This is a genomic window from Faecalicatena contorta (assembly GCF_003149105.1).
Taxonomy (GTDB): domain Bacteria; phylum Bacillota; class Clostridia; order Lachnospirales; family Lachnospiraceae; genus Muricomes; species Muricomes contortus_C.
Window position 1 is genome coordinate 175,411 of the sequence record NZ_QGDS01000002.1, and the last position, 21,902, is coordinate 197,312.

A 21,902-nucleotide genomic window follows, 5' to 3' on the forward strand; every position below is an offset into this window, starting at 1 on the left:
ATAAATGTTTAATGAAATTTGTATCTATGAGGCAAAGATTGAAAAGCAAGAGGAAATTGAGCAACTTATGAAAGAGGTTGCCGCCTTTTATATGGAGCAGGATGGTGTTATTGAAGTTAGATATATCAAACGCACCCACCGCCAAACAGATTTTAATGCCGTTAAAGAAGGGGCATTGCCTGTTCGCCTCACACGCAATGTAGGCAAAGTCACTTATGTTTTACATTGGACTGTTAGAGATGAAGAAACTCACGCAAGGGTGTCAAAGTTAGGGTTAGAGCATTTTTACAAGCGATGGAACAGATGCTTAACCACTATGCCAAAAATTATTTTGGGTGAAAACATTGTGTAAGGGTATGAGCACACCCTCTGTTAGTGGTTTAACTTCACCTACACAATAAAATCTGACTTATCACGAATTTGAGCCGTTGCATCTTACTTGACGCAACGGCTCTTGCTTTGTCTACATGCCAAGAATAGTCCAAATATAGGTCGGCGCCGTCAGGGTGAACACCAAACAGGCGAACAGAATTGCGGGCGCCGCCCACTCAAACTGACCGTGCTTTCGATAGTCGAAGTATGCAGTCCCCAATTTTGCAAAGAAAAACACCGCCAGAATCAGGTCGATGGCGGGGAATACCACCTTGTTGACCACGGTTTTAATCTGGCTGGAGGCGTCGTTCCACGTTCCTTCGATTGCCCCAGCCACATCGCCGTTTGCCGCAAACGCAGTTGTGCTGAACAGCAGGCTTACCATGAGAACGAGCGTGAGCGCCAGTGCGATTTTTTTGTATCTTTTCATAAAATCCACCTTTCTGAAATGAGGAACAAGGCCGCAGGATCGCTCCCGCCGCCTTGTTCTTTTTCTGTGTTATAGACGCATGGTCATATCCATGCCCGGAGTCTGTTGCTCCAAAAGCGGAGCTACCGCAAACACCTGGGGGTTCCGGAAAAACTTCTGGTCGCCCCGGAATCCCTTTTTCAGAGCACTGAATTCCTCCGCTTGCGCAAGGAGCTCAGCGGAACAGCCGGGCGGCAGCTCCTGATTCCAGCGCACCCAATCGCCATTTTGATAGCGCGGTTCCAGCCGAAGGATGACATAGTCCTCCGGTACAAAAGCAGGGTATTTTCGCAGCTGCCCCTGGGTGTCCACGTAAGGATGCCCCTCCTTCATGACGGTCATTTCCATAAGCCGCAGGGTGTCCACAAGAGAGGTGTAGAACCAGCACTCCCGGTCTCCGAACCGCCGGATGCGTCCATCTCGCAAAATTGCGTCCAGCCGCTCCTTTTTCTTGTAGTGGTACAGGCTGCCTTTTGGAACTTCAATCCGTTCATATGCCATCTTCGTCCCTCCCTTACGGCTTGAGGGGACCGGCATGCCAATCCTGCCACAGATTGCCCTTTATGGTCAGGCTGTCGGTCAGGTTGGCGGACAGCATCCCATCGGGCGTCCACGCGTCTATGAGCCATGTATTGACAGTATAGGCGCCGTCCGGCATCCAGATCGGGCTGAAATGGGTGCGATTTTTGTAGGTGGAATAGGGATTTTTCTGAAACTCAAACCGCCCTGTACCCATCCGCTCCAAGAGCCGCCAATAAGTTTCGTAGCCAAATTCGGGAAAATAGCTGACAGCATTCTGCGGCTGGGTCACCGCTGCGCTTTGGTTGGAACTGACACTTCCGGTGACGGTCTGGTTGATGCCGTACCCTGATTTCATGGTTCTTCCGCTGGCGGTAGGATTTTTGCTGTCGCACTGGATGCTCATATCGGCGGTCAGGCTGGCGCTGTAGCGATCCAAATCAAATTCGTACCATCCGTGGTCACACCAATATCCATCATCGTCCTCATCACCGCTGTGCCACACCCAATATTCCTGCCACCACGGTCGCCAGACGCTCCAGTTTGCCGTACTTTTTACCGCCCTGCTGGGGACAGAAGCACGGGAGAAGCTGTCGTTGCGATCATCCGCTACGGGATTGGGCGGCGGGTTCTTATCAAGGTCAACGATTTTCACGTTGAGGGTCGTTTTCGCCGTGCTGCCGGGGCCGGACACTGTCACTTCAATGGTCATGTTCTGCTCGGTATCGGGAGTTCTCCATTTCACCCACGCAAGCTGGCTGTCGCCATCGGGGTAGTAAACATTGCCCACGCTGTAGGTCTGTCCGCCGATGTTGAAGCTGACACGGGTGGGGCTGTCAGGGTCGGACTGACCGCCGCTGACCCGCACCGCCGTGATGACGTCGGTGTTGACCCGGTACTCGTAATCGTAGGCTTCAATCTGCGGCGCCTCCGGCTTTTCCTCAAAACGAACGATGCCAAGCCCGAGGCTGGACTTGATGTCCGCGTTGGTCGCGGCGCTGGTCTTGCTGCCTCCCCACGCGGGATAGCCGAGGTCACTTACCTCCAGAAACATGGCGAGAGGCAGATTTTTGTGGGTGAGGGATACCATGCGTCGCCTTAACAGGCCGCTGGTCTGCTCATCATAGAGCGCTGCCTCGGTGGCAGTGGTAGCAATCATGGTGCCCTCAAACTTGTAGTAGGCGATGGGCTCCAAAAGTATCTTGTACTCACCGCCGATGAGAACATCGTAATTCATGCCTGTGACCTCTGCAATGCGCTTGACCACATATTCGGAACAGAAATATTTCTTGATAGCTTCGATGTTATTGCTACCGTTCGTGCTGATAATGCGGGGCATGGTCTGTCCAGGGTTAATAAATTTATACGGGTCTACACTTGGTACAAGTGTCTGGCCATTCGTATAACTGATTTTACTTTTCACTCCAAAGTGTAGCCGAACATTGCTGGGGGTTTTATTTGTAAAATCTATCGGTGTGGTAACTACCACATGATCGCTCGCGCGAACCACCGTGACACGCACACCTTCGTTGCCGCCGTTCCATGAGTTGGTGCTGGTTCCTTGCCCCATGCCACCACCTCCGCCGTCAATGTTTCCGCTGCCGCCGGTGTCGGCAAAAGCAGGCATCGGGCAGAGCAGACAAAAGATGAGGAACAGCGGCAGGACTCTTAAAAGTAGGTTTTTCATCCTGACCTCCTATACAAAATAAAAAGGCACGGTATCTTTCAACCGTGCCATGGGGTATTTTCTTATTTAGTCCATAATGCCAACCTGCTTGTTGATATCGCCGTCACCATCCACAGTGGTTCCTTGTCCATCCCCAATATCATCGATCCACCCAAAACCCGGCACATAAATCTTGCCATCCTTGGTTTCGCCGCCCTGGGGCTGACTCTCGCTTTTGGGTGTTTCCTTGGGCTGTTCCACCTTGTCATGGTCGACAGCTGTGGGAGGCTCGGCGACCTTTTCGCCGTTAGGCTTTTGCGTAGGGTCTTGGAGCTGTTCCTCGGTATATTCCGGCTTGCTCACATTACCCTGAATGGTCTGTTCGGTGCCGCTGGAAACCGCGCCGTTGTCGGTACTCACCGGCTGGCTGGTATCAGGCGGGGTTACGATGACCTCTTTTTCTTTCTCTGTGCTGTCCGGCTCGGACGGGTCTACCGTCACATCGCTTACATCGGAGCTTTGGGACGGGAGGGGCGCATCCACCCGATCTGGCGTCTGGAACCGCTGCCCGATCAGCACTACCAGCACCACACAGAGGGCGAGGCCACCGGCGACGGCCAGCCATTTCTTCATTTTGGGATTCATATTTTTCATAAGAGTATTCTCCTCCTATTTGTTAAATTTTGAGATTTTCCTTGTAATTCACACCCTACCACGAAGTTTTCAAAAAGTCTATCTATATTATAGAAAAACTTTTGAAACCAGTCAAAACCTTGGGGTGTATCCGGCGCTGACCTTGACCTTGATGGTCATGGGCTGCAGCAGCTTCCCGCCAAAGGATACGGGAACCTCCAGCAGGATGGTGCTGTCCGCTTCAAAGCGGGCGGAGGCTTGATCGCCGGAGGCAAGGGGGGCGTTTCGGATGTCCACGTCCAGATTCCACACCTTAAATTCCAGCTTGCCGTCCGGCGTGCGCTTTTCATGGTATCCGCTGCTGTAGTCAAGTCCAAGGATGCCGTCCAACCGGTCATAGATATCGCCGTAATCAAGACTTTCCTCGAAATCCCCGGCATAGGGTTGGTAAGCGCCCGAATAGCCCTCCCGCACACCGTGGTACACGTCATCGTAATTCTCCACCACCGTAGAGATGACCGCTGCCTGCACCGCATCCCGCACACCCTGCGCTATGATCATCAGCCGGAAATATTCAGAAATGCCAGTGAAGATGATGACCAGCGACAGGGTGATTGCGATGATCAGCGGAAAGCCCGCGCCGCCTTTTCCCCTTAGGATTTGCTTGATTTTATCCGTCATTTCCAATAGACCTCGCTCTTTCCCGCCGCGTCCGCCCGCAGCGTAATGGGGAACGAGCCGAAGCCGCCGAACAGTCCGATATTGGTCTGGTAGGTGACCGTTACCGTGACTTCCTCGTTCAGCTGGATTCTGCCGGTTTCAGACCATTCCACGCTGGGAGAAAGCCCTGTCTTTTCCCGCAGGAGCTGTTCCCGGCGGCTGGTTTCGCTGCCCACCTGTCCGGCAATTTCCGCCTCCCGGATCAGCTCCGTGGCAAAGGTGTCCAGCTGCTGCTTTTGGATGTAGACGGGAAACACCTTTACGGCGAGGGCAATGACCAGCATAGCGCACAGCACCAGCACAGCCACGTCAATGTAGCCCTCACCGCGTTTCTTTCTCAGGATTTTTCTTAGCACATGGTCACCCCCTGCTCAAAGGGCCCCTGCTCCCGCCGTGGTTCCGGGTTGTGGTCACTTAAAATACGCCATGCGCCCTTACTGAATTCAGCGGTACAGATTTCCTGCTCCAATAGCTCCTCCGCCGGAACATCTCTGGCAAATTCAGCGCTGCTGGGATTTCCTTTCACACTCTGTCCCGCCAGCAGAAGCTGTGCGGTTTCCGGTGTCAGGTACACATACCCGCCGGGCGTCATCATGTCAAACGATGCATTAGGGTGCGCTTCAATAAATTCCCGCACGGTGACTCTTTCTTCCTCTGCGGAAACAGGCGCATATTCCGGGTCAAGGGTATATTCTGATTCCGATTCGCCCTTGTCCCACAGCGTCCAGAGGGCATGGGTGAGTTCCTCGCTGAAATCAACATTCTGTTCGGATATCCACTGATCCTTTACCACCTCCAGCGGGTTTTCGAAGCGGAGCAGATACTCCATATATTCGGCGGAATAGCTGCCGCTGGATAATTCTCCGTACACAAACTGCGCAGCGGCAATCTCACTCGCCAGCTCCACCAGCTCGGAGGCCGGTTTCTGCCGCCACTCCTTTTGATACCGCGCCATACCGCTGTCCAGCTTTTTGCGCAGAAGCGTCATCATTTCCTGTTCTGTCATTTGGCTTACACCTCCCTTAGAACATCCCGCCGAGGGATGTAATGATTTCATAGACAATAATCGCCATGTAGGTCATAAGAAAGCACATGAGCATGGCAAAGGAAAACACCCGGATTTTCGGCGGTATCTTCATCGCCTGCGCTTTCAGCCGCTGAAGCTCCAGCTGCTTCATGTCGTGAGCCAGCATCTGAAAATACATCCCGCCGTCGTCCCCGCGCAGTACGCCGATCAGCCCTCTGGTAATATCCGAAAGCATGGGCGAATTGAACCTTGCCTCAAAACGGGTCAGCGCCGCTTCATAGCTGGAGGAGCGCATATCCGCCGTGAGGATGTCAAGCTCCGCGGCGAAGTCCTCGCCCGCGTTTTTCTTGAAATTTTCCAGCATGGACAGCACATCCCGGCTGGCCTTCAGCTCCTGGGTGATGGTCGCCACGAAACGGGGCAGCTCCTGTTCGATTTTTTCGCGCTTGACTGCCAGCGCCTCATCCGCCTTGCGGATTTCCTTGAAATAGACCAGTATAGCGGCAAACAGCACAATGGGCGCCAGCAGCGGCAGAACAATCAGGCAGGGAATGATGCACAGCCCGATGGCCGCCGCCTTGACAATAGCCGTTGCCATGAACAGCTCCGGCGAGTCGGAAAGTCCCGCTGCCGACAATACATTTGTCATCCGGATTTTCTTGTATTCGTCCATGCGCAGATACCGGGAGAGCCGGACAGCGGCATTTCGCAGCAGGGCATCGGTGGTTTTGGGCTTGGCTTTGGTCTGCTTTCCTGCCGACAGCATCGCCTTTTGGGTGGCGAGAGTGGGCAGATGCAGCAGATCGGCGGCAAGGAAAAAGAGTCCTGCCGATAGGAGGACTCCGAATAAAACAAGATAGATTGTCATGTCCGTCCTCCTATCTTCGATATTCAATGGGCTGGGTGAGCTTGATGACAAACGCCGTGGAAACGAAAATTACGGCGGCGCAGATGGTCAGGATAATCTGCCCCAGCGGGGTGTGCATCAGGGTGTGGTACCAATCCTGATTCAAAAAATACAGAAGCGGGATATTCCCGATGACGAGAATCACCATAACGATGAATTCCTTTCTCGGCTCAAACACCATGGTTTCCAGCTCGCCGTTGACCACCCGCATATCACTGAGCTTACTGACGATTGGGGTCAGAGTGGTTTTGAGGCTGCGGTCGTGCTGGCAGGCAATGAGGGCGTCGCACCACTCATGGAACACCGCGTTATCAATCCTCGTTTTCACATCATGGAGCGCCGCCGTCACATCGGGGTCCACCAGCCGTACACGGGACACAAAGCCCTGAAACACCGACAGCACCGGCGGATTCAGGTACGGGAGGTTTTCCTCCACCGCCGTCAGAATGTCCTCGTTTCTAAGGTAGGCCGTGGTGATGATGGAGAGTGCCGTTTCCAGCTCCGCCGCAATGTCCTTTTTGAAGTGGCTTGCAGTGAGCTTTACCCACCAGAACGGCAGGAGCATACAGCCAGCCGCCATGACAGGAACCAGAAAAAAGTTCGAGAGCATCACGGCGGCCGACGCACCCACGGCAAAGAACAGCAGGGACAAAGCGCACAGCATGGGAAAGCGTGCCGACCGGCCGGTGACCTTGAGGATAGACTGCACCTCGGCAATTTCACGGCGCAGATAGGATTTCTTTTTCCTGCGGGTGGTTTCATTGATTTCGTCCCGGAGGGCTTTCGGCTGATCGGTCAGCCTGCCGAAGATGGCGGTCGTAAATGCCATAGGAGTGAGACCGAGCAAAAGAAAAGAGCCTGCGATCATGCCGATGCAGGCCATTAAAAATATTGTTGTCATGCGGTTTGCGCCTCCTTTTTCCGCAGGCGTTCAATGACCGTCTGCGGCATGCCGTTTTCCAGCAGCCGCTTGGCGAGGCTGTCCGAGATGGTATTGACCTGCGCATGGTGCCCTTCAATGATAAATTTGCCGTCCTCCATGCGGTTTTCCGTAATGACATACTGATACAGCGGGCGGAAATGCCTTGTGCCGTCGGGCAGAATTTCGCATTCCTGAATCTCCATCATGCGGCGCTGCTTGTTTTCCAGCTGCTTGCAGAACACCACAATGGGATAGGCTTCGGTGACATAGTCCATGAGGGTCTGATCGGACATATCCACGGCGCGCTTGCACAGAGACACCATGCGGCGATAGGTGGCTTCGCAGGAATTGGAATGGATGGTGGTCAGCACCGCCACGCCGGTTCGGGCAGCCTCCTGCGCCGCATTTGCCTCCGCGCCGCGCATCTCGCCCACCACGATAATATCCGGGTTAAAACGGAGGGCATAGTCTAAAAGGTTCGTCTGGTCGATGCGCTGGCGGTCATTATCACTGTCACGGGTCAGGGTATGGATGACCGAATTGACCACTTTTCCGTCCTTTTCTCTGACGAGTGCCAGCTCACGGGAGCCGTTTTCAATGGTATAGATGCGCTTGTTATCCGGAACCGTGGTCAGTACCCAGCCTGCCACGGTGGTTTTGCCGGAGCTGGTGGCGCCCGCCACGCAGACCGAAATCCCGTAGCGAATGCAGAGAGATAAGAAGTCCAGCATGGGGTCGGTTGCCGTTCCGCTCCCCACAAAATCCTCTTTTTTCATGCTCTGCGGGTTGACGATACGGATGGAGGCCGCCACGCCCACATCCTCGTCCACAATGGGGCTTTTCAGAACGGCAATACGGATGTTTTTGGAGAGATGCCCCAGCACGATGGGGCTGGCATTATCCAGCACCATGCCGCTGATATGCAGCATCCTGCGGATGACATTCACAGCGTGCTGGGGACTTTCAAAGCGTTCCTCCAGCTTGACCGTGCGACCGTCGGAATACTGCACCTCAATGTCCCGCCACGAATTGATGTCGATTTCCTCAATGCCGGTGCCGAAGATGTATTTGGTCAGAAACCCGAACTCCGCCATTTCGGTGTAGAGGGCGTCCGCCAGCCTGCTGCCGCTCATGCCGTTGACCGACACCCGGTTATCCTGCAGGAATTTCTGGATGTACCGCTTCATCTGCGCCTTGGCGTCCCCGCCGCCTTCGGTGATCAGGGTGCTGTAATGCTCGGAGATGTACGCCTGCACCTCGGCAAGCACTGTGGAAAAGTCTTTTCCCCCGGCTTCAGGGGTGAAAAACAGCGCATGGGCGCGGTTTGTGCCGGTCAACTCCGCAGGGCGGTTCACTACAGATTCTTGCTCCACGGTGTTACCCAAAGCGGCAGCTGGTGTTGGCTGATTTTGTGTCGTTTTTGCCTGTTCCTGTGCAGCCTGCGGCTTCTTTTTCTTTCCCGAAAACGCAGCGGCATTTCGCTTTTTACCTAAACTCATACGCCGAATACCTCCCTTGTAATTTTTTCTATCTCTTTTCTAAACTGACGGCTGTCCTTCAGGGATAAATCCGCCAGCAGATTCCCGGCAAGATACTGTTCCTCCAGCTCCGGCGAATGGGTCAGGGTAAAGGCCACCGAGCCCAGCGCCTGTCCGATCTGCTCCCCGGCCTGCCGGGGCTTTACATTGCTGGCAACCTTGTACTGCTTCTCCGCATCCCACTTGGAATCCCGGAGCAGCGGGAGCTGGCTGGAGAGATAGCTCACGGATTTCAGGTCGGCGTTCGCAAGGCGCAGGACGCTGTCGGCCTCCATGAGCGCCACGGCGGAGAGAATGTCATTGGCGATATAGCTGCCGCAGTCTACGACAACAAAGGGAGCGGTTTTCCGCAGATTGTCCAGAAGCTCCTGCGCTTGGGTCTGCTCATAGGGCGGGTAGGTGTACTCGTTTTCACCCTTTTTCATGCCGAGGATGGTGAGGTATTTGTGCTTTTTCAGTGTCACCAGATTGTGCTTGATGAGCGGCTCCGTCACATGGGCGGCGGCAAGAATACTGCCCAGCGAATGCTCACCCTCCAGTTCGGAGGGCGGGCAGATACAGGGCAGCATGGGCGCGGTCATATCGCAGAGCAGCAGCACCACGTTTTTCTTCCGGTCGGCAAGGTGCTTTGCGATCTTTACCGCCACGGTAGTTTTTCCGCTGCCGGGGGAGCCCCAAACGGCAAGAATGCCGCCCTGCGGCTCCTGCTCCGTCGGGGCATCCTTATCCGCATTTTGGCGGGTGAAGATGCCCTTTTTCTTGAAGTTCAGCATCACTGCACCTCCCTGGCAGACGCATCTTCTGCGGAAGATGCTGGTTCGCTTTGCTCACTGTCTGCCTCGCGGGCGGGAACCCGTTCCCCCCGCGTGCCCCCCATGCTCTCCGAGGGGGCAGGAACGGAGTACAGGCTGGCAATCACCTGATCCTGCGCCTCGATAAATTTGGCGCTGTTGGCAGGCGTGCCGCGGTAAACGAGGGACAGGTGGAGCTTGCCGTCAGACTCCAGCTCCGCCAGCGCCTTGCTTTGTTCGGGGGACACCAGCAGGGTTACGGTTGCAGGAAGTTCTCGTTCATCAGACGCCGAAGGCGAATTGGGTCCAGCGTCACGCTGGTTGGCGTCATAGCCGCTGCCTGCGGTGACGGCGATAACCTCCACATATTTCAGCTCGGCCGGGATAACGGTGGAGCCCTGCTTTTTGTAATCCGGGGCGATCACCGATACGATGTCGCCGCTCTGGAGCTTGCCGGAAAGACCGTTCGCAAAGCTCTTGATGGTTACCGACATGGCCTGCTTGGTGCCATCCAGATTATAAAGATAGGTATTTTCCGCAGCGGGGGTATCGGACAGCTTAGTGTTCAGGATATAGTCCCCGACGGAAAGATCGGCCGTGGCATATTTGCCGATGACGATTTCGCTCTGGCGCAGGACATTTTCGGGCAGCCCGTAGCCGCCCACCTCCACGGTCTGCACCATCTCTTTGGTGATTTCCTCGCCTGCCTTGATTTCCTTGACGACGCGGACGATTTCTGTTTTCTGGCTGACCGACTGGTTAAACAGCGGCGTCACGCCGAAGCAGATGAGCAGGGACAAAAGGATGCAGATCACGCCGACCACCGTGCGGTTTTTGAAAAGGCTCATAGATTTTTCCTCCTTGATTTCATGGTAATTTAGAAGCTGGCGGAGCTGTATTTACGGGATTTCACAACTTTTATGGCCTTGGGAATCAGGGCGGCGGCTGCCAGCGAAACGGCGGCGACACCGGCAACGATGAGGGTCTTTTTTCTGGTGATATGGATTCTTTTCATAGGATGCTTCCTCCAATTTTTAGAATGGTTACGGCAAGAAAGCCGAGGGACAAAAAGGGCGCCATGGGCAGGGATGCCTGTGACGCCTTCTGCGGCTCCAGCTTGCGGAGCCGTCTGATTAGCTGTTTCATGAGATAAAAAAAGAGGGATGCCGTCAGGCCGAGCAGCAGCCCGACCGTGCATCCCCCAAAGCCCAGCACCATGCCTGCGGCGGCGGTGAGCTTGATGTCCCCGCCACCGATGCCCTCCGGCTTGTACAGGGCGGCAATCAGCAGGGGCAGTGCGGCAAGGATGCCCCAAAGCCTGACGGGGCTGAAATCCATCAGCCCCGTCAGTGCAATGAAAAGACAAATGCTGTCCGGGATGATCCGTTTGCGGAGATCCCACACAGAAGCCGCCAGCAGCAGACAGAAAAAAAGCACCGCCTGAAGGGTGCTATCAGCCGCCATAGTTGAACATTTCCTTGATACGCTCGGTCAGGGTGGGCAGTACCGTTTCCCCGAACAGGGCATACAGCCCAGCGAGGAGCAGAGCGCCCAGCACCACGGCAATCAGGATTTTGATCGCGGTGTCAATGTAGCCGTCCCCGCGGCTCCCGGAAAGGACGCGGCGGGTTTTGGCGGCGGACATGACCGCCTTGGTTTTCAGCTTGCAAATGAGATGCTTCATGAATGTTCCCCCTTTATTCAAAATGGTACGTCACCGAGTAGGTGATGTTGGATTTGTTGTACATGCAGTCGTGATTGGTGTAGTAATAAAATTCCAGCTGCGTGTATACGCCTGCGCCGAGGGTGCGGGTGAAGGTGATGCCGTTGGAGGTGGTGCCGTAGTCCAGCTGGTCCCACTGGCCGGTCAGCCTGTTATAACCGCGCACCCTGCCGTGGTCACCGCCGCTGTGGCCGCTGACAGGCGGTACCGTAAAGGTATATTCTGTGATTGTGGCGCCTTCAATGCCGTTTTCCAAAATAACGGAATCGGGGCCGGTGAGGGTCATGCCACCGCCGCCGTTGGAGTCCGCCACAAAGAACACGATGGCCACCCATGGGGATTCAGCCCCTGCGGAATCCACGGCTTTGACACGGACCACATTCTTTCCACGGGGATAGGTCTGCGTTTCGGCGTTTCTGCCCTCCCAAACGAGGGTGACGGGGTCGCCGTCCGGGTCGGAGCTGGTGGCCTTGATGGTGACCGGCGTTCCCGGCGCTACGCTGTTGCCGTTTGGGGTTCGGGCAATCACCGGCGCTGTCGGCGCAGAGTTTGCCACAGTAAAGGTCTTGGATACCCACTGCGAATACAGACCGGTTGCATCCTTGGCGCGAACCTTTACGGTGTGAGTGCCGGGTGCATAGTAACCGTCCGATGCCTTGCTATCCCATTCCAGCGTGGTGGTATCGCCGTCCGCATCCGCGGCTGTGGCGGTGATATTCACAAGGAATTTGCCGTTTTTCGCTGTGCGGGTGGGGGCCGCGGTCAGGGTTACCGTTGGTGCGGAGCTGGTAATGGTAAAGGTCTTTTCCGTCCACGGAGAATACGCCCCGGCAATATCCTTGGCACGGACTTTCACGGTATGGGTGCCGGGCGCATAGTAATTGTCGGCCGCCTTGTTATCCCATTCCAGCGTAGTGGCGTCGCCGTCCGCATCAACTGCTTTGGCGGTAATGTTCACAAGGAACTTGTCGTCCTTGACAGTGCGGGTCGGCTCGGCGGTCAGGGTCACGGTTGGTGCGGAATTGGTCACGGTAAAGGTCTTTCCCGTCCATGGGGAATACGCCCCGGCGATATCCTTTGCACGAACACGAACAGTGTGCGTACCCACGGCATAGTAGCTGTCGGCCGTAGTATCCGCATACTCCAAGGTCACCGCATCCCCATCGGGATCTGTGGCACTGGCGGTGATATTCACAAGGAATTTGCCGTCCTTGGCGGTACGGGTGGGAACGGCCTCTACCACAGGAGCGTTCGGCGCCGTATTGGTGACCGTGATGTTCTCCGAATGGGTGGTGACACGCCCTTCGCTGTCGGTGACGGAGGCGGTCAGGGTAAATGCGCCGGTGTCATGGATAGCGATTTTTCCGCCGTCATTGCCAAGAGTACCTTGATACTGTGCGGGATTGCCGTCCTTTTCCAGCGTCCAAACCACGGTATAGCTGCCGAGGTGCTGCACATCCTTTGCGGCAACCTCAAATTCCGTGCCGTAGTGAACGGTCTGCGGCATGGTAAATGCGTACTGCACCACTGGGAGGATGTGGATGCTCTCGCTGTGGGAATAGCTGCGTTTCAGGTAATCGGTCATGGCAGCGGTGAGAACATACTCGCCGTCATTCTTAAAGGTGATTTTGCCGCCCTGTGCGTTGAGTTCCCCACTGAACGCCTCCGAGAGCGGGAGGCTCTTGCCGCCCTTTGTCACGGACCACTCCACCGGCAGAACCTGATTGTTGCCGTGGGTTCTGAGATCAATGGCGGTGTCGGTGTAGGCAAAGGCAGGAAGCTCAAAGCCGATGGTCAGCACAGGCAGAACCTCGCACTTGTCATGGCTTTCGTACAGAAATACACGGCCGGTTTCATCGGTAACTCTGGCTGTCAGCTCATAGACACCGGCTCGTTTGAAGCGGATTGTGCCGCCGTCGTTTGAGAGCGTTCCGTCTACATAGGTCGGCCAATCCTGAAATCCGTAGGTGTTGTCTACCAGCCATTCGATGGTGAGACCGTCCAGATCGGCTGTTTCGGTTTTGACCGTGACATCCGTATCGGTGTGGACATACTCCGGCAGGCTGTAGCGGACGGCAGACACGGGATACACCTTGAAACCCTGCTCATAACGGTAGGTTCTGCCGCCGTCGTCGGTGAATTCCGCTTTCAGGACATAGCTTCCCTTGGTGCGGAGCTTCAGCTCACCGCCGCTGTTGCCCAGCGTGCCCTCGGCGATGTCGGTGAGGGATACTTCCTTTCCGTCGAGGAACAGTGTCCATTTGGCGGTATGACTGCCGATTTCCCCGAAGACTGCCTCCACTGTCACGGTGCTGTCGGTGTGGAAGATTTCCGGCAGATAAAAGCCCGCGGAGCCTACCGGGTAGACGGTAATATTGGCGGTACCGGCAAACACTCGGCCGGTGGCGTCGGTGACAGAGGCAGTCAGGGCATATACGCCTTTTTCTTTAAAGCGAATACTGCCGTCGGAGAGCATACCCTCAATAAAGGCGCCGGTTTCGGCAGGCTCGCCGTTGCGGGTCAGGGTGTAGATTACTGCAAGGCCGTCCGCTTCTTTTGTTTCTGTCTGTAGAGTGATGGTTTTGTCCGTATGAGAAACGGCCGGGAGAGTCAGCTTGACCTCCGCCACCGGGTAGACAGTAATGCCGCTCTGTGCGGTGATAATCTTGCCCAACTCGTCTGTGATGGAGGCGGTTAGTTTGTAGATGCCTTTCTCCTTAAATAGCACTGTGCCACCGGTGGATTCCAACGCTCCGGTGAGAGCCGTTTCGATATCCACAGCAGCGCCGTCCTTTTCGAGCGACCATACCACCGCATTGGAACCGAGATTTTCGGTCGTCAGCTCCACCGCCACGGATTTGTCGGTATGGGTAGTTTCGGGCAGCGAGAACGCCGCCGTCACCACTGGGTAGATGCTGATGGTCTGCTCATGGGTCACCGTGACGCCCCGGCTGTTTTTGGCCGTGGCAATCAGGGTGATGCTGCCGGTCTGTGTGAATTTCACCTTGCCGCCGTTTTTGTCAAGGGTATCGTCTGTCAGCTCGGAAAGCTCTGCAGGCAGTCCGTTTTTCAGGGCAGACCATGTCACACCGCTCACATAGCGGCTTTCCGGCTTGATTTCAATTTCATCGGCGGTGTAAGCAGTTTTGGGTAGTGTAAAGGAAAACTGCGGGGCGGGAACATGGGAGCTGCCGCCACCAGAGCTACCGCCGCCGTTGGAGCTGCTTCCGCCGGAATTCCCGTCGGAGGGCTTATCCGTGGACTTGGCGGGAACAGTCGGCTTGGGCGGTTCTTCCTTTTCAATCTGCTTCTTGGCCTTTTCCGTATCCACCAGCATTTCAAAGGCTTCGGCGCGGGTGGCCTCGCCGTCCGGCTTCACCGTACCGTCCGGGTAGCCGTCTACAATGCCGTATTCCTTGCCGGTGCAGATACTGGATTTATCCGCCTCGGAAAGTGTGCCGTCATCGGAGAATCCGGTAACGCAGGGGCAGGAGGCGTCATGTTCCCCCTTGCCGATGGCCCGCACCAGCATACGGATCATTTCCATACGCGTGATGGGCTGGTCCGGCTGAAATTCTGTGCCGAAATCGTCCTTTTGGATGATTCCCGCGATGATGAGCGCTTCAATATCCTGCTCCGACCAGTGTCCGGCAATATCGGTGAAGTGCAGGGTTACCTCGCTTTCCTCCGGTTCCGGCAGCTCCATGGTCCGGGCAACGAGCGCTGCGAATTCCCCTCTGGTGATGATGTCGTCCGGGTGCGCCAGTCCGTCGGGATAGCCGCTGATGACGCCTTTTTCCGTGAGGATTTGAATGGCTTCTTCCGCCCAATGGCCTTTGGCATCCTCAAAATACCGGGTTACCGCGTAGGCGCTGCCAGCAAACAGGGAAAGCAAAAGGCAGACGGCAAGGACAAGACCCAGCGGCTTTTTCATGTTCTTTTTCATAGGCACCTCCTACATCCCGCCCATGACAGGCTGGCCTTGCTCCTGCTGCTGGACGGGAGATTCCTGTTTCTGCGCGGCGGTCTGTCCCTGGGTCAGCACCTGCTGATAAGCGCCGAGGACAGCCTTGTCAAACTCCGCCTTTGCCTCTTTGGTGCAGGGAAAGCAGATATCCTTGTACTCGCCGTTTCCGGCTCTATAGCTTGGCATGGAGATAAACAGCCCCTTGGAGCCCTCCATGATTTTGATACCCCGCACGGCGAAATCACCGTAGACATTGACTGAGGCGGTGGCCTTGCAGCTGCCCTCCGGACGGATGGAATTGATTTTCACATCGTACTTGGGGGCGGCCGGTGTCGTATTGTTAAGCATGGTTTTTTCCTCCTGTTACAAGATTTCTGGTTGTATTAACCGGCGTAGTTGAACATCTCCTTGATGCGCTGGGTCAGTGTCGGCAGCACGGTTTCGCCAAACAGTGCGTAGAGCCCCGCAAGGAGCAAAGCACCCAGCACCACGGCAATCAGGATTTTAATTGCGGTGTCAATGTAGCCGTCCCCGGCGTTTCTGGAAAGGATGTGTCTGCTGCGGAATGCGATACCTGCGGCGGTATTTTTTACCGCTACGGCCTTGTGTGAAATTGCGGCTTTCGCCTTTTTCATAAGCTGAATCATCTATTTTTCCTCCGTTCTATTGATGTGGGCATAAGAAAAGACAGCCGATGGTTGCCTACATACTCATGCCCATGGTTTGGGTTTGCTCCGGTTCCCCGAAGCTGATTTTCTGGAATCCGAAGCGGTCACAGAAGTGAAATTCGCTGCCCTCTGTGTCATAAAGCTCCACCACATCGGACATGGACAGGGAGTGTCCATCGTAGCCGAGTGGGTGATTCGTATTGCACCTTGTGTAGATGGCTTCGAGGTCGTTGGTGTCCAGCTGGCCGTCATAGGCGACACGGTAATGCTCCGGGGACGGCTCCCCGAACTGCCGCACCGTTTCTTCATAGGAGATAAATTTCATATACACATCCGTATCCGGTTTCAGCTGCCAGATGCGGACATTTTTGAGCGGTGCGGCGCCTTCAGCCATGCCGCCCATCCGTTCCCCTGCGGCAAGGCGCTCCATTACGCCGTCCGTCCACTGCGGGGTCAGGCTGCGGCTTTTCAGCCATTCGGTCAGCTCGTCATTTCGGAAGATGCTGTCCACCACGGCTTTTTCTTTTTCTGTATATCCGGCCGGGTTTCCGTAGTAGGAAATGAGGCCGTTTTTCAGGGTGATTCCCGGCATATGCTCACCTCCCGAATGTGTGTTGGGAATCCAAGCCCGATTATTTGCCGTAGATGATTTCCTCCAGCATAATCAGCTCATCCAGCTCCGCGAGGCACACACCACTTTGGGCCAGCATCGTAAGAATACCGGGCGGCACATCGGTAATGTCCTGCTGGATATCCGCCTCCACCACCGTGATTTCGCCGCTGTCCTCGTCCGTATAGGCTTCCAGCTTGGCGTCCGCAGGGATGCCCGATTCCTCCAGCAGATAGCCGGGGATGCGGATGCTTTGGCTTTCATCCAGCAGATCATGGCAGAGAGAGCACCCGGCCACCCATTCGGCGGGGCAACCATCCTCACAGCCCTCACCGCAGTTGCTGCAAAGACCGCAGGCCGAGGCGAGGACGACGGTCAAATCCGAGGCGAGGGCGCTGAGACTCTGAATGGCGTTAGCAACCTCCAAGGCCGTCATTTTGCCCTTCAGAAATACAAGGGCGTTCTGTCCGGCATGAAGCTCCAGCGTATCCTTGTCGGTAAAGCCGGACTGTTCGCAGGCGTCGGCGGGGAGACCGATTTGAGGCAGTTGATTCTTTTTCATAAACAGGGTTCCTCCAATCAAATATTAATTTTGCTATTTACGTAAAGGTGTGCCAAATGGCGTTTTTGCTACTCCATAAAACCTCCTTCTCCAAACAGATTCAGCTGTGACGGAGCGTTTTTCTCACGCTCATGCAGATCGTAATTGGCAATGAGGATTTCAGGGAACTGCGCTCCGTTGTCATACCGCTGCTTGATGTTATTGATGCGAGTAAAGGCTTCCATTTGGATGCCCGGTGCATCATAGAGGCTGCGGATGAATTCACAGTCGTTGTAGGACAGCAGAAATTTGCCGTCAATCCGCAGCAGGGCATCCCGCAGACGGATATGGTCTTTTTCCGTAAAGCCGTCCTCGCCCACATTTTTGTAATAGCTTTCGGTTTCAAAATATGGCGGATCACAGTAGAAAAAGCTGACGGGGCGGTCATACTGTCCGATGAGCTTCTCGAAATCCTTGTTTTCGATGACCACCTTGGCAAGCCGCCGGTGGGCCTGCTCTATGAGGGGAAAGTTACTGCGGATGTCGTGGGGCTGGCTGCCGTAGCTGGTCAGCCCCGACGCATAGCTGTAACGGATGAGCTGGTAAAACCACGCCGCCCTTTGCACATCCGATGCGGGGCTGTCACGGGCGAGGGCATTTTTAATAAGCTCAAAATCCGCGCGGGAGTTGAGACAGTAGGCAAGAGCTGCCATCAGCTCCTGCGGTTTTTCCCTCACGCAGCGGTAGAGGTTGACCAGCAGACCGTTGAAGTCGTTGTAGACCTCAAAATCGTTGCCGGGCAGCTTGTGAAACAGCACCCAGCCGCCTCCGCCGAACACCTCGATGTACCGCTCGTAATAGAGGGGAAACAGGGTGACAATCAGCTCCCGCAGGGATTTCTTGCCGCCGATCCAGGACATGAAGCTGTTCAGGGTTCATCACCGCCTTTCTCCAGCGGCAGGCGCAGCTGCGTATCGTCAAAGGCCGCAAGGGAGCGCCGCAGACCGGTAATGGCGGCGCTGATTCCGCTGATGCGGTTTCTCATATGCCGAATGGTCAGGCGTACCTCGGCTTCGGTTTTTGCATAAAAGTACCCGTTCTGGTCGCTGGCAATGGGAACACTCTCCCGGCGCAGGGCGTTGACCTGATCCCGCAGCTCCTTGCCCGAAACGCCGAAGCTGCGTTCCAGCTCTTTGCTTAAGACGGCGTGCTGCGCACCGTGGTGATACCGGCGCAGATGCTCTGCAAGCTGTTCTTTCTGCATGGGTCCTCCTTTCCGGCCGTTTCCCCGGAAAGAAAGGCAAAAAGGGCGCAAAGAGAACAGGGCCGCCTCCTGTATGGGGAAACGGCCCTGTTTTGATGTTGGGTCTAAAAAAGCGCAGGCATCTTTGCCTGCGCTACTTGATTATGCCAAGCTCTCTTAACACTGCCACGCAGTCCTTGGCGCCCTGAATGTACAGATGCTTCTGGAACTTCACCTCCATATCGGAATTTTCGGTCAGGTAATCGTTGATCCTGTCCTTTGTGTGCTGCGTAATCTCAGCGCTGTTCTGAATGCTCGCGCTGAGTTCGAGCAGTTCCCGTGCCAGTTCTTCCGACTGAGGGTCTGATTCCCTCATGGCGGAATACGCAAGCTGAAAGCGCTCCGCCAGAGCCATATCCAGCAAGTCCATGAGCTTCTCATCCATTTCACCGCCTCCTTTCAGCACAACACAATGCCACAGCTTTATGAGAATAGCTATACCAAAACTCAACAAAGATTTGCTATTTCATTTCCATACCGAAGCTCTGGCCGGGACGGTTCAGGCATTGCTCCACCGTCATGCCGTTCTGCGGCTCCAGCAGTCCGTATTCGGTTTCGGCAGCGCCGCGCTGCTCCAAAAGATACCGCCCGTAGTTATCCAGATTACAGAACAGGATCAGTCCGTTATCGTCTGACAAAGACAGCATCCGCTGAATTTCCTTTTTCGCATACTCTGCGGGAGAAACCGAATCAGACAAAAGCTTGAATTCCTCTGTCATGGATGCAAGGTCAAGGGCTTCCTCCAGAGAAAGATCGCCTGGTGCTTCCTCCAGCATCGCCTTGTAGGTCGGCAGGCGGTTTTCCGTTTCAAGCTGCCGGAGCTGTTCCGCCAGCTCATTGACCAGACCGTAGCAGCCGCCCTCCGAGGCATACAGGGCATCATTTATTTTTTCAGTCAAAAAGGGCGCCATGCAGTCCTCCGCCGAAAATGCACATTCCTCCGGGGAGGCGGCTCCGACAGCATCCATCGCGTTTATAAGCGCTGCATCCGTGGCAGGGAGTTTCAGATAAACAGCCGGTTCACTGTCCTGTGCAGGGCCGCTGAAATATCCTTTGGTGACTCGGAGAAGCACGGCATAATCCGGCTTTTCAAGGGAAACCGCATCGCCGCTGTGGTAGTCCGCTGCAATTTCGCCGTTCTGCACCACATAGCCATGGGACATAAATACACCACCCTCGCCCTCACGCATCTCCTTGCCGATTTTACCGAAGTCCAGATATGCGTAGACTTCATCTGACACCTTTTCCAGCGCCGGTACAAAGTCATTATCCGCGTAAAATTTACCGAGGGACGGATCGTCGTAGGCTTCGTAGGCAATCTGGCATTGGTCAGTGCTGTGTGTCATGTTGATGAGCCGTTCCGCCGGAATGGGAGCGTATTGGGTCTGGACGGCATCCATCATCACCGTTCCCTCGAAGCAGTCTAAATCCCATTCGCTCAGGGAAGACAGCCGCTGGGCGAGGTGGTTCAGTTCATGAAGATTGATATCGGGCTGGATAAATTGCGGCAGATAGTCCATCTGGCTGCTTAGAACCTCAACAGAATAAACGGTGTCCCCGGTGATTCCCGCTCTTTCCAACGTATCCGCCAGCTCATAGGGGGTGGCGGGGAGTGTGATCCCTGCCAAGGGGTTTGCACCCGAAGGATTCCAGCGGCTGAGCTCTATTTCAAAGATTTTTTCTTTATCCAAGCGTCATTCCTCCTGTTCATTTTTTTGATTCGTTAAAATGCTGAATATGAAACGGCTACACAAAGGCCGCTCCGTCGCACCATTTTTTCATAGCGTTATACAGCAGCAGTACCTTGGTTTGATCGGATACCTCCTGCCATTCAGCCGGTTTGAATTGCCGGAGCCCGTATTGGCGTTCTCCCTCAAAATATGTGAGGATGCCAATGTGGTTGGGGATATCCCCGGCGATTCTGGCGGCAAGGGCTTTCGGCACGCAGTAGTAATTTTCGTTTCCATGAAAGTTATGGCCGTTCCTGCTTTTGAAATCCTGATAGGTGATTTTGACCTCGAAACAGGTGACCATCATGCCGATGCGCCAGTTATGGCACCGCAGGACACAGCCGTGGCATTTCTGATTATTCTTCTCCGTGCCGCCATCCCGAAAACACCTTCCGGGTTCGTGCATCTGCGCCGTCAGGCAGTTGTCCTTTTCGGAAAACCGTTCCGCATCCAGAAGCCTGCAGAGATATTCCTCATCCTCGCAATAATCCTCAAAGCGGAAGCTGTCCACGATCCCTGAGGGTGTCCACACCTCATCCGCCCACCGGACGGTTCGCTTTTCGGTATGCAGCTTTGGACGGTAATGATGGGTCAGCGCCTTGATTCGCTTTGTCAAATTTGTTTCCATGTTTCACCTCGTTCTTTGCAACAGCTTTTCGACGATTCGCAATTATTTGCATATCCGTTCTGAGGCAATCGCCCTCAGAGCTATAGCAGATGAAACCGTGGGACGGGTATGGGCAGTTGCCGCAGCTTTTGAACGGACCGTGAGGCCGTTCGTCCGGTGGTATTCTGCCTACGGTGATGAGACTGTTTGAATCGTAACAGGCAGTTTGCTTATTTCTCTTATAGCGTACCAGCATGACTTTTCCTTTCCGGAAAACAAAAAAAGCCGGAGAATGAAAGTGCATTCCTGCACTCCGCTTCTCCGGCTTTCCAATGCTTTCAACTTTAATTTAATTTTGGTATATATAAAAAGGGCGCTAACTTTATCGGCTTTCAATCAGCCTTAAAAATCAGCGCCCTTTTTAGTTTCAGCTTGTTCATTTGATTGTATTTTGAGTAGCGCCCTTTTTCATTTCGCTCTGTACTAAAAAGGGCGCTACTCATGAATGTTTTTACTTGTAGGTTTGAGTCCTGTCTGAGTGAAGCTTTTACCCTAATAAATCTACGAGAAAAGGGCTTCCACTTTTCTTCGTGGAAGCCCTCGAAAGGCTTGGATTTACTGGCTTTGTAAGCAATAAATCTTTTTTGCCTTTTGTTTTTGATGGACCTGGCGGGAGTCGAACCCGCGTCCAAAAACCTATCCCATGTACTTCTACTATCATAGTCAGTTCTTTTTCATTCCCTCTGCCGTACGGGAACTAACACCCTTACGGTTTCAGTAGCTTCATAATACGCCTATTGGTTCAAAGCTTTGCCAATATCGTTTCCCGCATAGTCGGTGCCAGATTCCCAAGGTGCGGGTACCCTGGGGCTGACATGCAGCATTTAGGCTGCAGCTAATTCGAAATTATCGTTAGCGTTTAATTTTAAGTTTGCGATTTGACGCATCTTCCTGCGGATAGCTTCTCCATCTTCAAGATCCCTGTCGAAACCAGTACAAGCCCCTGAATAATGTTTATAGAACATAAATAGAATATCACAATTCATTATATGTTTCTATAACGCTATTCTATATAAAAGAAACTGCAAAGTCAAGGTATTCAGTATAGTTCACATATATTTTAAAATATAAACAAATTTTTCCTCTATATACTGGTTTCTTTATCTGATTTCTGTGATAATATATAATG

The 21,902-nt window shown here is 54.3% G+C and carries 27 protein-coding genes and 1 other RNA gene; 1 reads left to right on the plus strand and 27 read right to left on the minus strand.

Annotated elements, in window-relative coordinates:
- Positions 1-4 precede the first annotated feature (4 nt).
- Positions 5-352 (plus strand): hypothetical protein, encoded by a 348-nt coding sequence (locus A8805_RS04205; RefSeq protein WP_018213991.1) that lies wholly within the window; start codon positions 5-7, stop codon positions 350-352.
- Positions 353-463: 111 nt separating this feature from the next.
- Here A8805_RS04205 and A8805_RS04210 read toward each other — a convergent pair whose 3' ends face one another.
- From A8805_RS04210 to ssrA, 27 genes are all read right to left on the minus strand, one after another.
- On the minus strand, positions 464-802 hold the full coding sequence (locus A8805_RS04210) for a DUF3852 domain-containing protein (protein ID WP_109708957.1): 339 nt from the start codon (positions 800-802) through the stop codon (positions 464-466).
- 69 nt (positions 803-871) lie between these two features.
- Positions 872-1,342, minus strand: coding sequence for a hypothetical protein (locus A8805_RS04215; RefSeq protein ID WP_109708958.1), 471 nt, complete (start codon positions 1,340-1,342; stop codon positions 872-874).
- A 13-nt stretch (positions 1,343-1,355) separates the two neighbouring features.
- Positions 1,356-3,047, minus strand: coding sequence for a hypothetical protein (locus tag A8805_RS04220; RefSeq protein ID WP_109708959.1), 1,692 nt, complete (start codon positions 3,045-3,047; stop codon positions 1,356-1,358).
- Between the two features lie 66 nt (positions 3,048-3,113).
- Complete coding sequence (locus tag A8805_RS04225) at positions 3,114-3,680, minus strand: DUF6550 family protein (protein ID WP_109708960.1); 567 nt, start codon at positions 3,678-3,680, stop codon at positions 3,114-3,116.
- A gap of 111 nt (positions 3,681-3,791) precedes the next feature.
- Positions 3,792-4,340, minus strand: coding sequence for a hypothetical protein (locus A8805_RS04230; RefSeq protein WP_109708961.1), 549 nt, complete (start codon positions 4,338-4,340; stop codon positions 3,792-3,794).
- Positions 4,337-4,735 carry a DUF4320 family protein gene (locus tag A8805_RS04235; RefSeq protein ID WP_109708962.1) on the minus strand — a complete coding sequence of 133 codons (399 nt, stop codon included), beginning with the start codon at positions 4,733-4,735 and terminating at the stop codon, positions 4,337-4,339. Before A8805_RS04235 ends, A8805_RS04230 begins: the two co-directional genes overlap by 4 nt.
- Positions 4,729-5,385, minus strand: coding sequence for a DUF3848 domain-containing protein (locus A8805_RS04240; RefSeq protein WP_242992267.1), 657 nt, complete (start codon positions 5,383-5,385; stop codon positions 4,729-4,731). The genes A8805_RS04235 and A8805_RS04240 overlap by 7 nt, the downstream gene beginning before the upstream one ends.
- Before the next feature lie 16 nt (positions 5,386-5,401).
- Positions 5,402-6,274 carry a secretion protein F gene (locus A8805_RS04245; RefSeq protein WP_109708964.1) on the minus strand — a complete coding sequence of 291 codons (873 nt, stop codon included), beginning with the start codon at positions 6,272-6,274 and terminating at the stop codon, positions 5,402-5,404.
- Positions 6,275-6,284: 10 nt separating this feature from the next.
- A complete protein-coding gene (locus A8805_RS04250) occupies positions 6,285-7,214 on the minus strand; it encodes a type II secretion system F family protein (protein WP_109708965.1) in 930 nt (309 codons plus the stop codon).
- On the minus strand, positions 7,211-8,734 hold the full coding sequence (locus A8805_RS04255) for a type II/IV secretion system ATPase subunit (protein WP_109708966.1): 1,524 nt from the start codon (positions 8,732-8,734) through the stop codon (positions 7,211-7,213). The genes A8805_RS04250 and A8805_RS04255 overlap by 4 nt, the downstream gene beginning before the upstream one ends.
- Entirely contained in the window at positions 8,731-9,546 is an 816-nt protein-coding gene (locus A8805_RS04260) for a zeta toxin family protein (protein ID WP_109708967.1), read from the minus strand. The genes A8805_RS04255 and A8805_RS04260 overlap by 4 nt, the downstream gene beginning before the upstream one ends.
- On the minus strand, positions 9,546-10,412 hold the full coding sequence (gene cpaB, locus A8805_RS04265) for a Flp pilus assembly protein CpaB (RefSeq protein ID WP_109708968.1): 867 nt from the start codon (positions 10,410-10,412) through the stop codon (positions 9,546-9,548). The genes A8805_RS04260 and cpaB overlap by 1 nt, the downstream gene beginning before the upstream one ends.
- A gap of 29 nt (positions 10,413-10,441) precedes the next feature.
- Positions 10,442-10,579 (minus strand): hypothetical protein, encoded by a 138-nt coding sequence (locus tag A8805_RS22020; protein WP_181392734.1) that lies wholly within the window; start codon positions 10,577-10,579, stop codon positions 10,442-10,444.
- Complete coding sequence (locus tag A8805_RS04270; protein ID WP_109708969.1) at positions 10,576-11,028, minus strand: A24 family peptidase; 453 nt, start codon at positions 11,026-11,028, stop codon at positions 10,576-10,578. The genes A8805_RS22020 and A8805_RS04270 overlap by 4 nt, the downstream gene beginning before the upstream one ends.
- Complete coding sequence (locus tag A8805_RS04275) at positions 11,018-11,248, minus strand: DUF6133 family protein (RefSeq protein WP_109708970.1); 231 nt, start codon at positions 11,246-11,248, stop codon at positions 11,018-11,020. Before A8805_RS04275 ends, A8805_RS04270 begins: the two co-directional genes overlap by 11 nt.
- A 13-nt stretch (positions 11,249-11,261) precedes the next feature.
- Positions 11,262-15,233, minus strand: coding sequence for an S-layer homology domain-containing protein (locus tag A8805_RS04280; RefSeq protein WP_109708971.1), 3,972 nt, complete (start codon positions 15,231-15,233; stop codon positions 11,262-11,264).
- Positions 15,234-15,242: 9 nt separating this feature from the next.
- Positions 15,243-15,602, minus strand: a complete 360-nt coding sequence (locus tag A8805_RS04285) for a SpoVG family protein (protein ID WP_109708972.1) — start codon at positions 15,600-15,602, stop codon at positions 15,243-15,245.
- Between the two features lie 35 nt (positions 15,603-15,637).
- Entirely contained in the window at positions 15,638-15,901 is a 264-nt protein-coding gene (locus A8805_RS04290) for a DUF6133 family protein (protein ID WP_242992268.1), read from the minus strand.
- A gap of 55 nt (positions 15,902-15,956) precedes the next feature.
- The gene (locus tag A8805_RS04295) at positions 15,957-16,514 is read right to left on the minus strand and encodes a YodL domain-containing protein (RefSeq protein WP_109708973.1); all 558 of its coding nucleotides are present in this window, start codon (positions 16,512-16,514) and stop codon (positions 15,957-15,959) included.
- Positions 16,515-16,554: 40 nt separating this feature from the next.
- Positions 16,555-17,094 (minus strand): hypothetical protein, encoded by a 540-nt coding sequence (locus tag A8805_RS04300; RefSeq protein ID WP_109708974.1) that lies wholly within the window; start codon positions 17,092-17,094, stop codon positions 16,555-16,557.
- A gap of 68 nt (positions 17,095-17,162) precedes the next feature.
- Positions 17,163-17,993: a DNA adenine methylase gene (locus tag A8805_RS04305; RefSeq protein ID WP_109708975.1), complete on the minus strand. Its 831-nt coding sequence runs from the start codon at positions 17,991-17,993 to the stop codon at positions 17,163-17,165.
- 8 nt (positions 17,994-18,001) lie between these two features.
- Positions 18,002-18,337 carry a hypothetical protein gene (locus tag A8805_RS04310; protein WP_109708976.1) on the minus strand — a complete coding sequence of 112 codons (336 nt, stop codon included), beginning with the start codon at positions 18,335-18,337 and terminating at the stop codon, positions 18,002-18,004.
- Between the two features lie 133 nt (positions 18,338-18,470).
- Positions 18,471-18,761 carry a hypothetical protein gene (locus A8805_RS04315; protein ID WP_109708977.1) on the minus strand — a complete coding sequence of 97 codons (291 nt, stop codon included), beginning with the start codon at positions 18,759-18,761 and terminating at the stop codon, positions 18,471-18,473.
- Positions 18,762-18,837: 76 nt separating this feature from the next.
- Positions 18,838-20,067, minus strand: coding sequence for an antirestriction protein ArdA (locus A8805_RS04320; RefSeq protein ID WP_109708978.1), 1,230 nt, complete (start codon positions 20,065-20,067; stop codon positions 18,838-18,840).
- 55 nt (positions 20,068-20,122) lie between these two features.
- On the minus strand, positions 20,123-20,638 hold the full coding sequence (locus A8805_RS04325; protein WP_242992269.1) for a hypothetical protein: 516 nt from the start codon (positions 20,636-20,638) through the stop codon (positions 20,123-20,125).
- Between the two features lies 1 nt (position 20,639).
- Complete coding sequence (locus A8805_RS22455; protein WP_242992270.1) at positions 20,640-20,969, minus strand: hypothetical protein; 330 nt, start codon at positions 20,967-20,969, stop codon at positions 20,640-20,642.
- A gap of 402 nt (positions 20,970-21,371) precedes the next feature.
- Positions 21,372-21,716, minus strand: a transfer-messenger RNA (tmRNA) gene (ssrA, locus tag A8805_RS04335).
- Between the last annotated feature and the right edge of the window lie 186 nt (positions 21,717-21,902).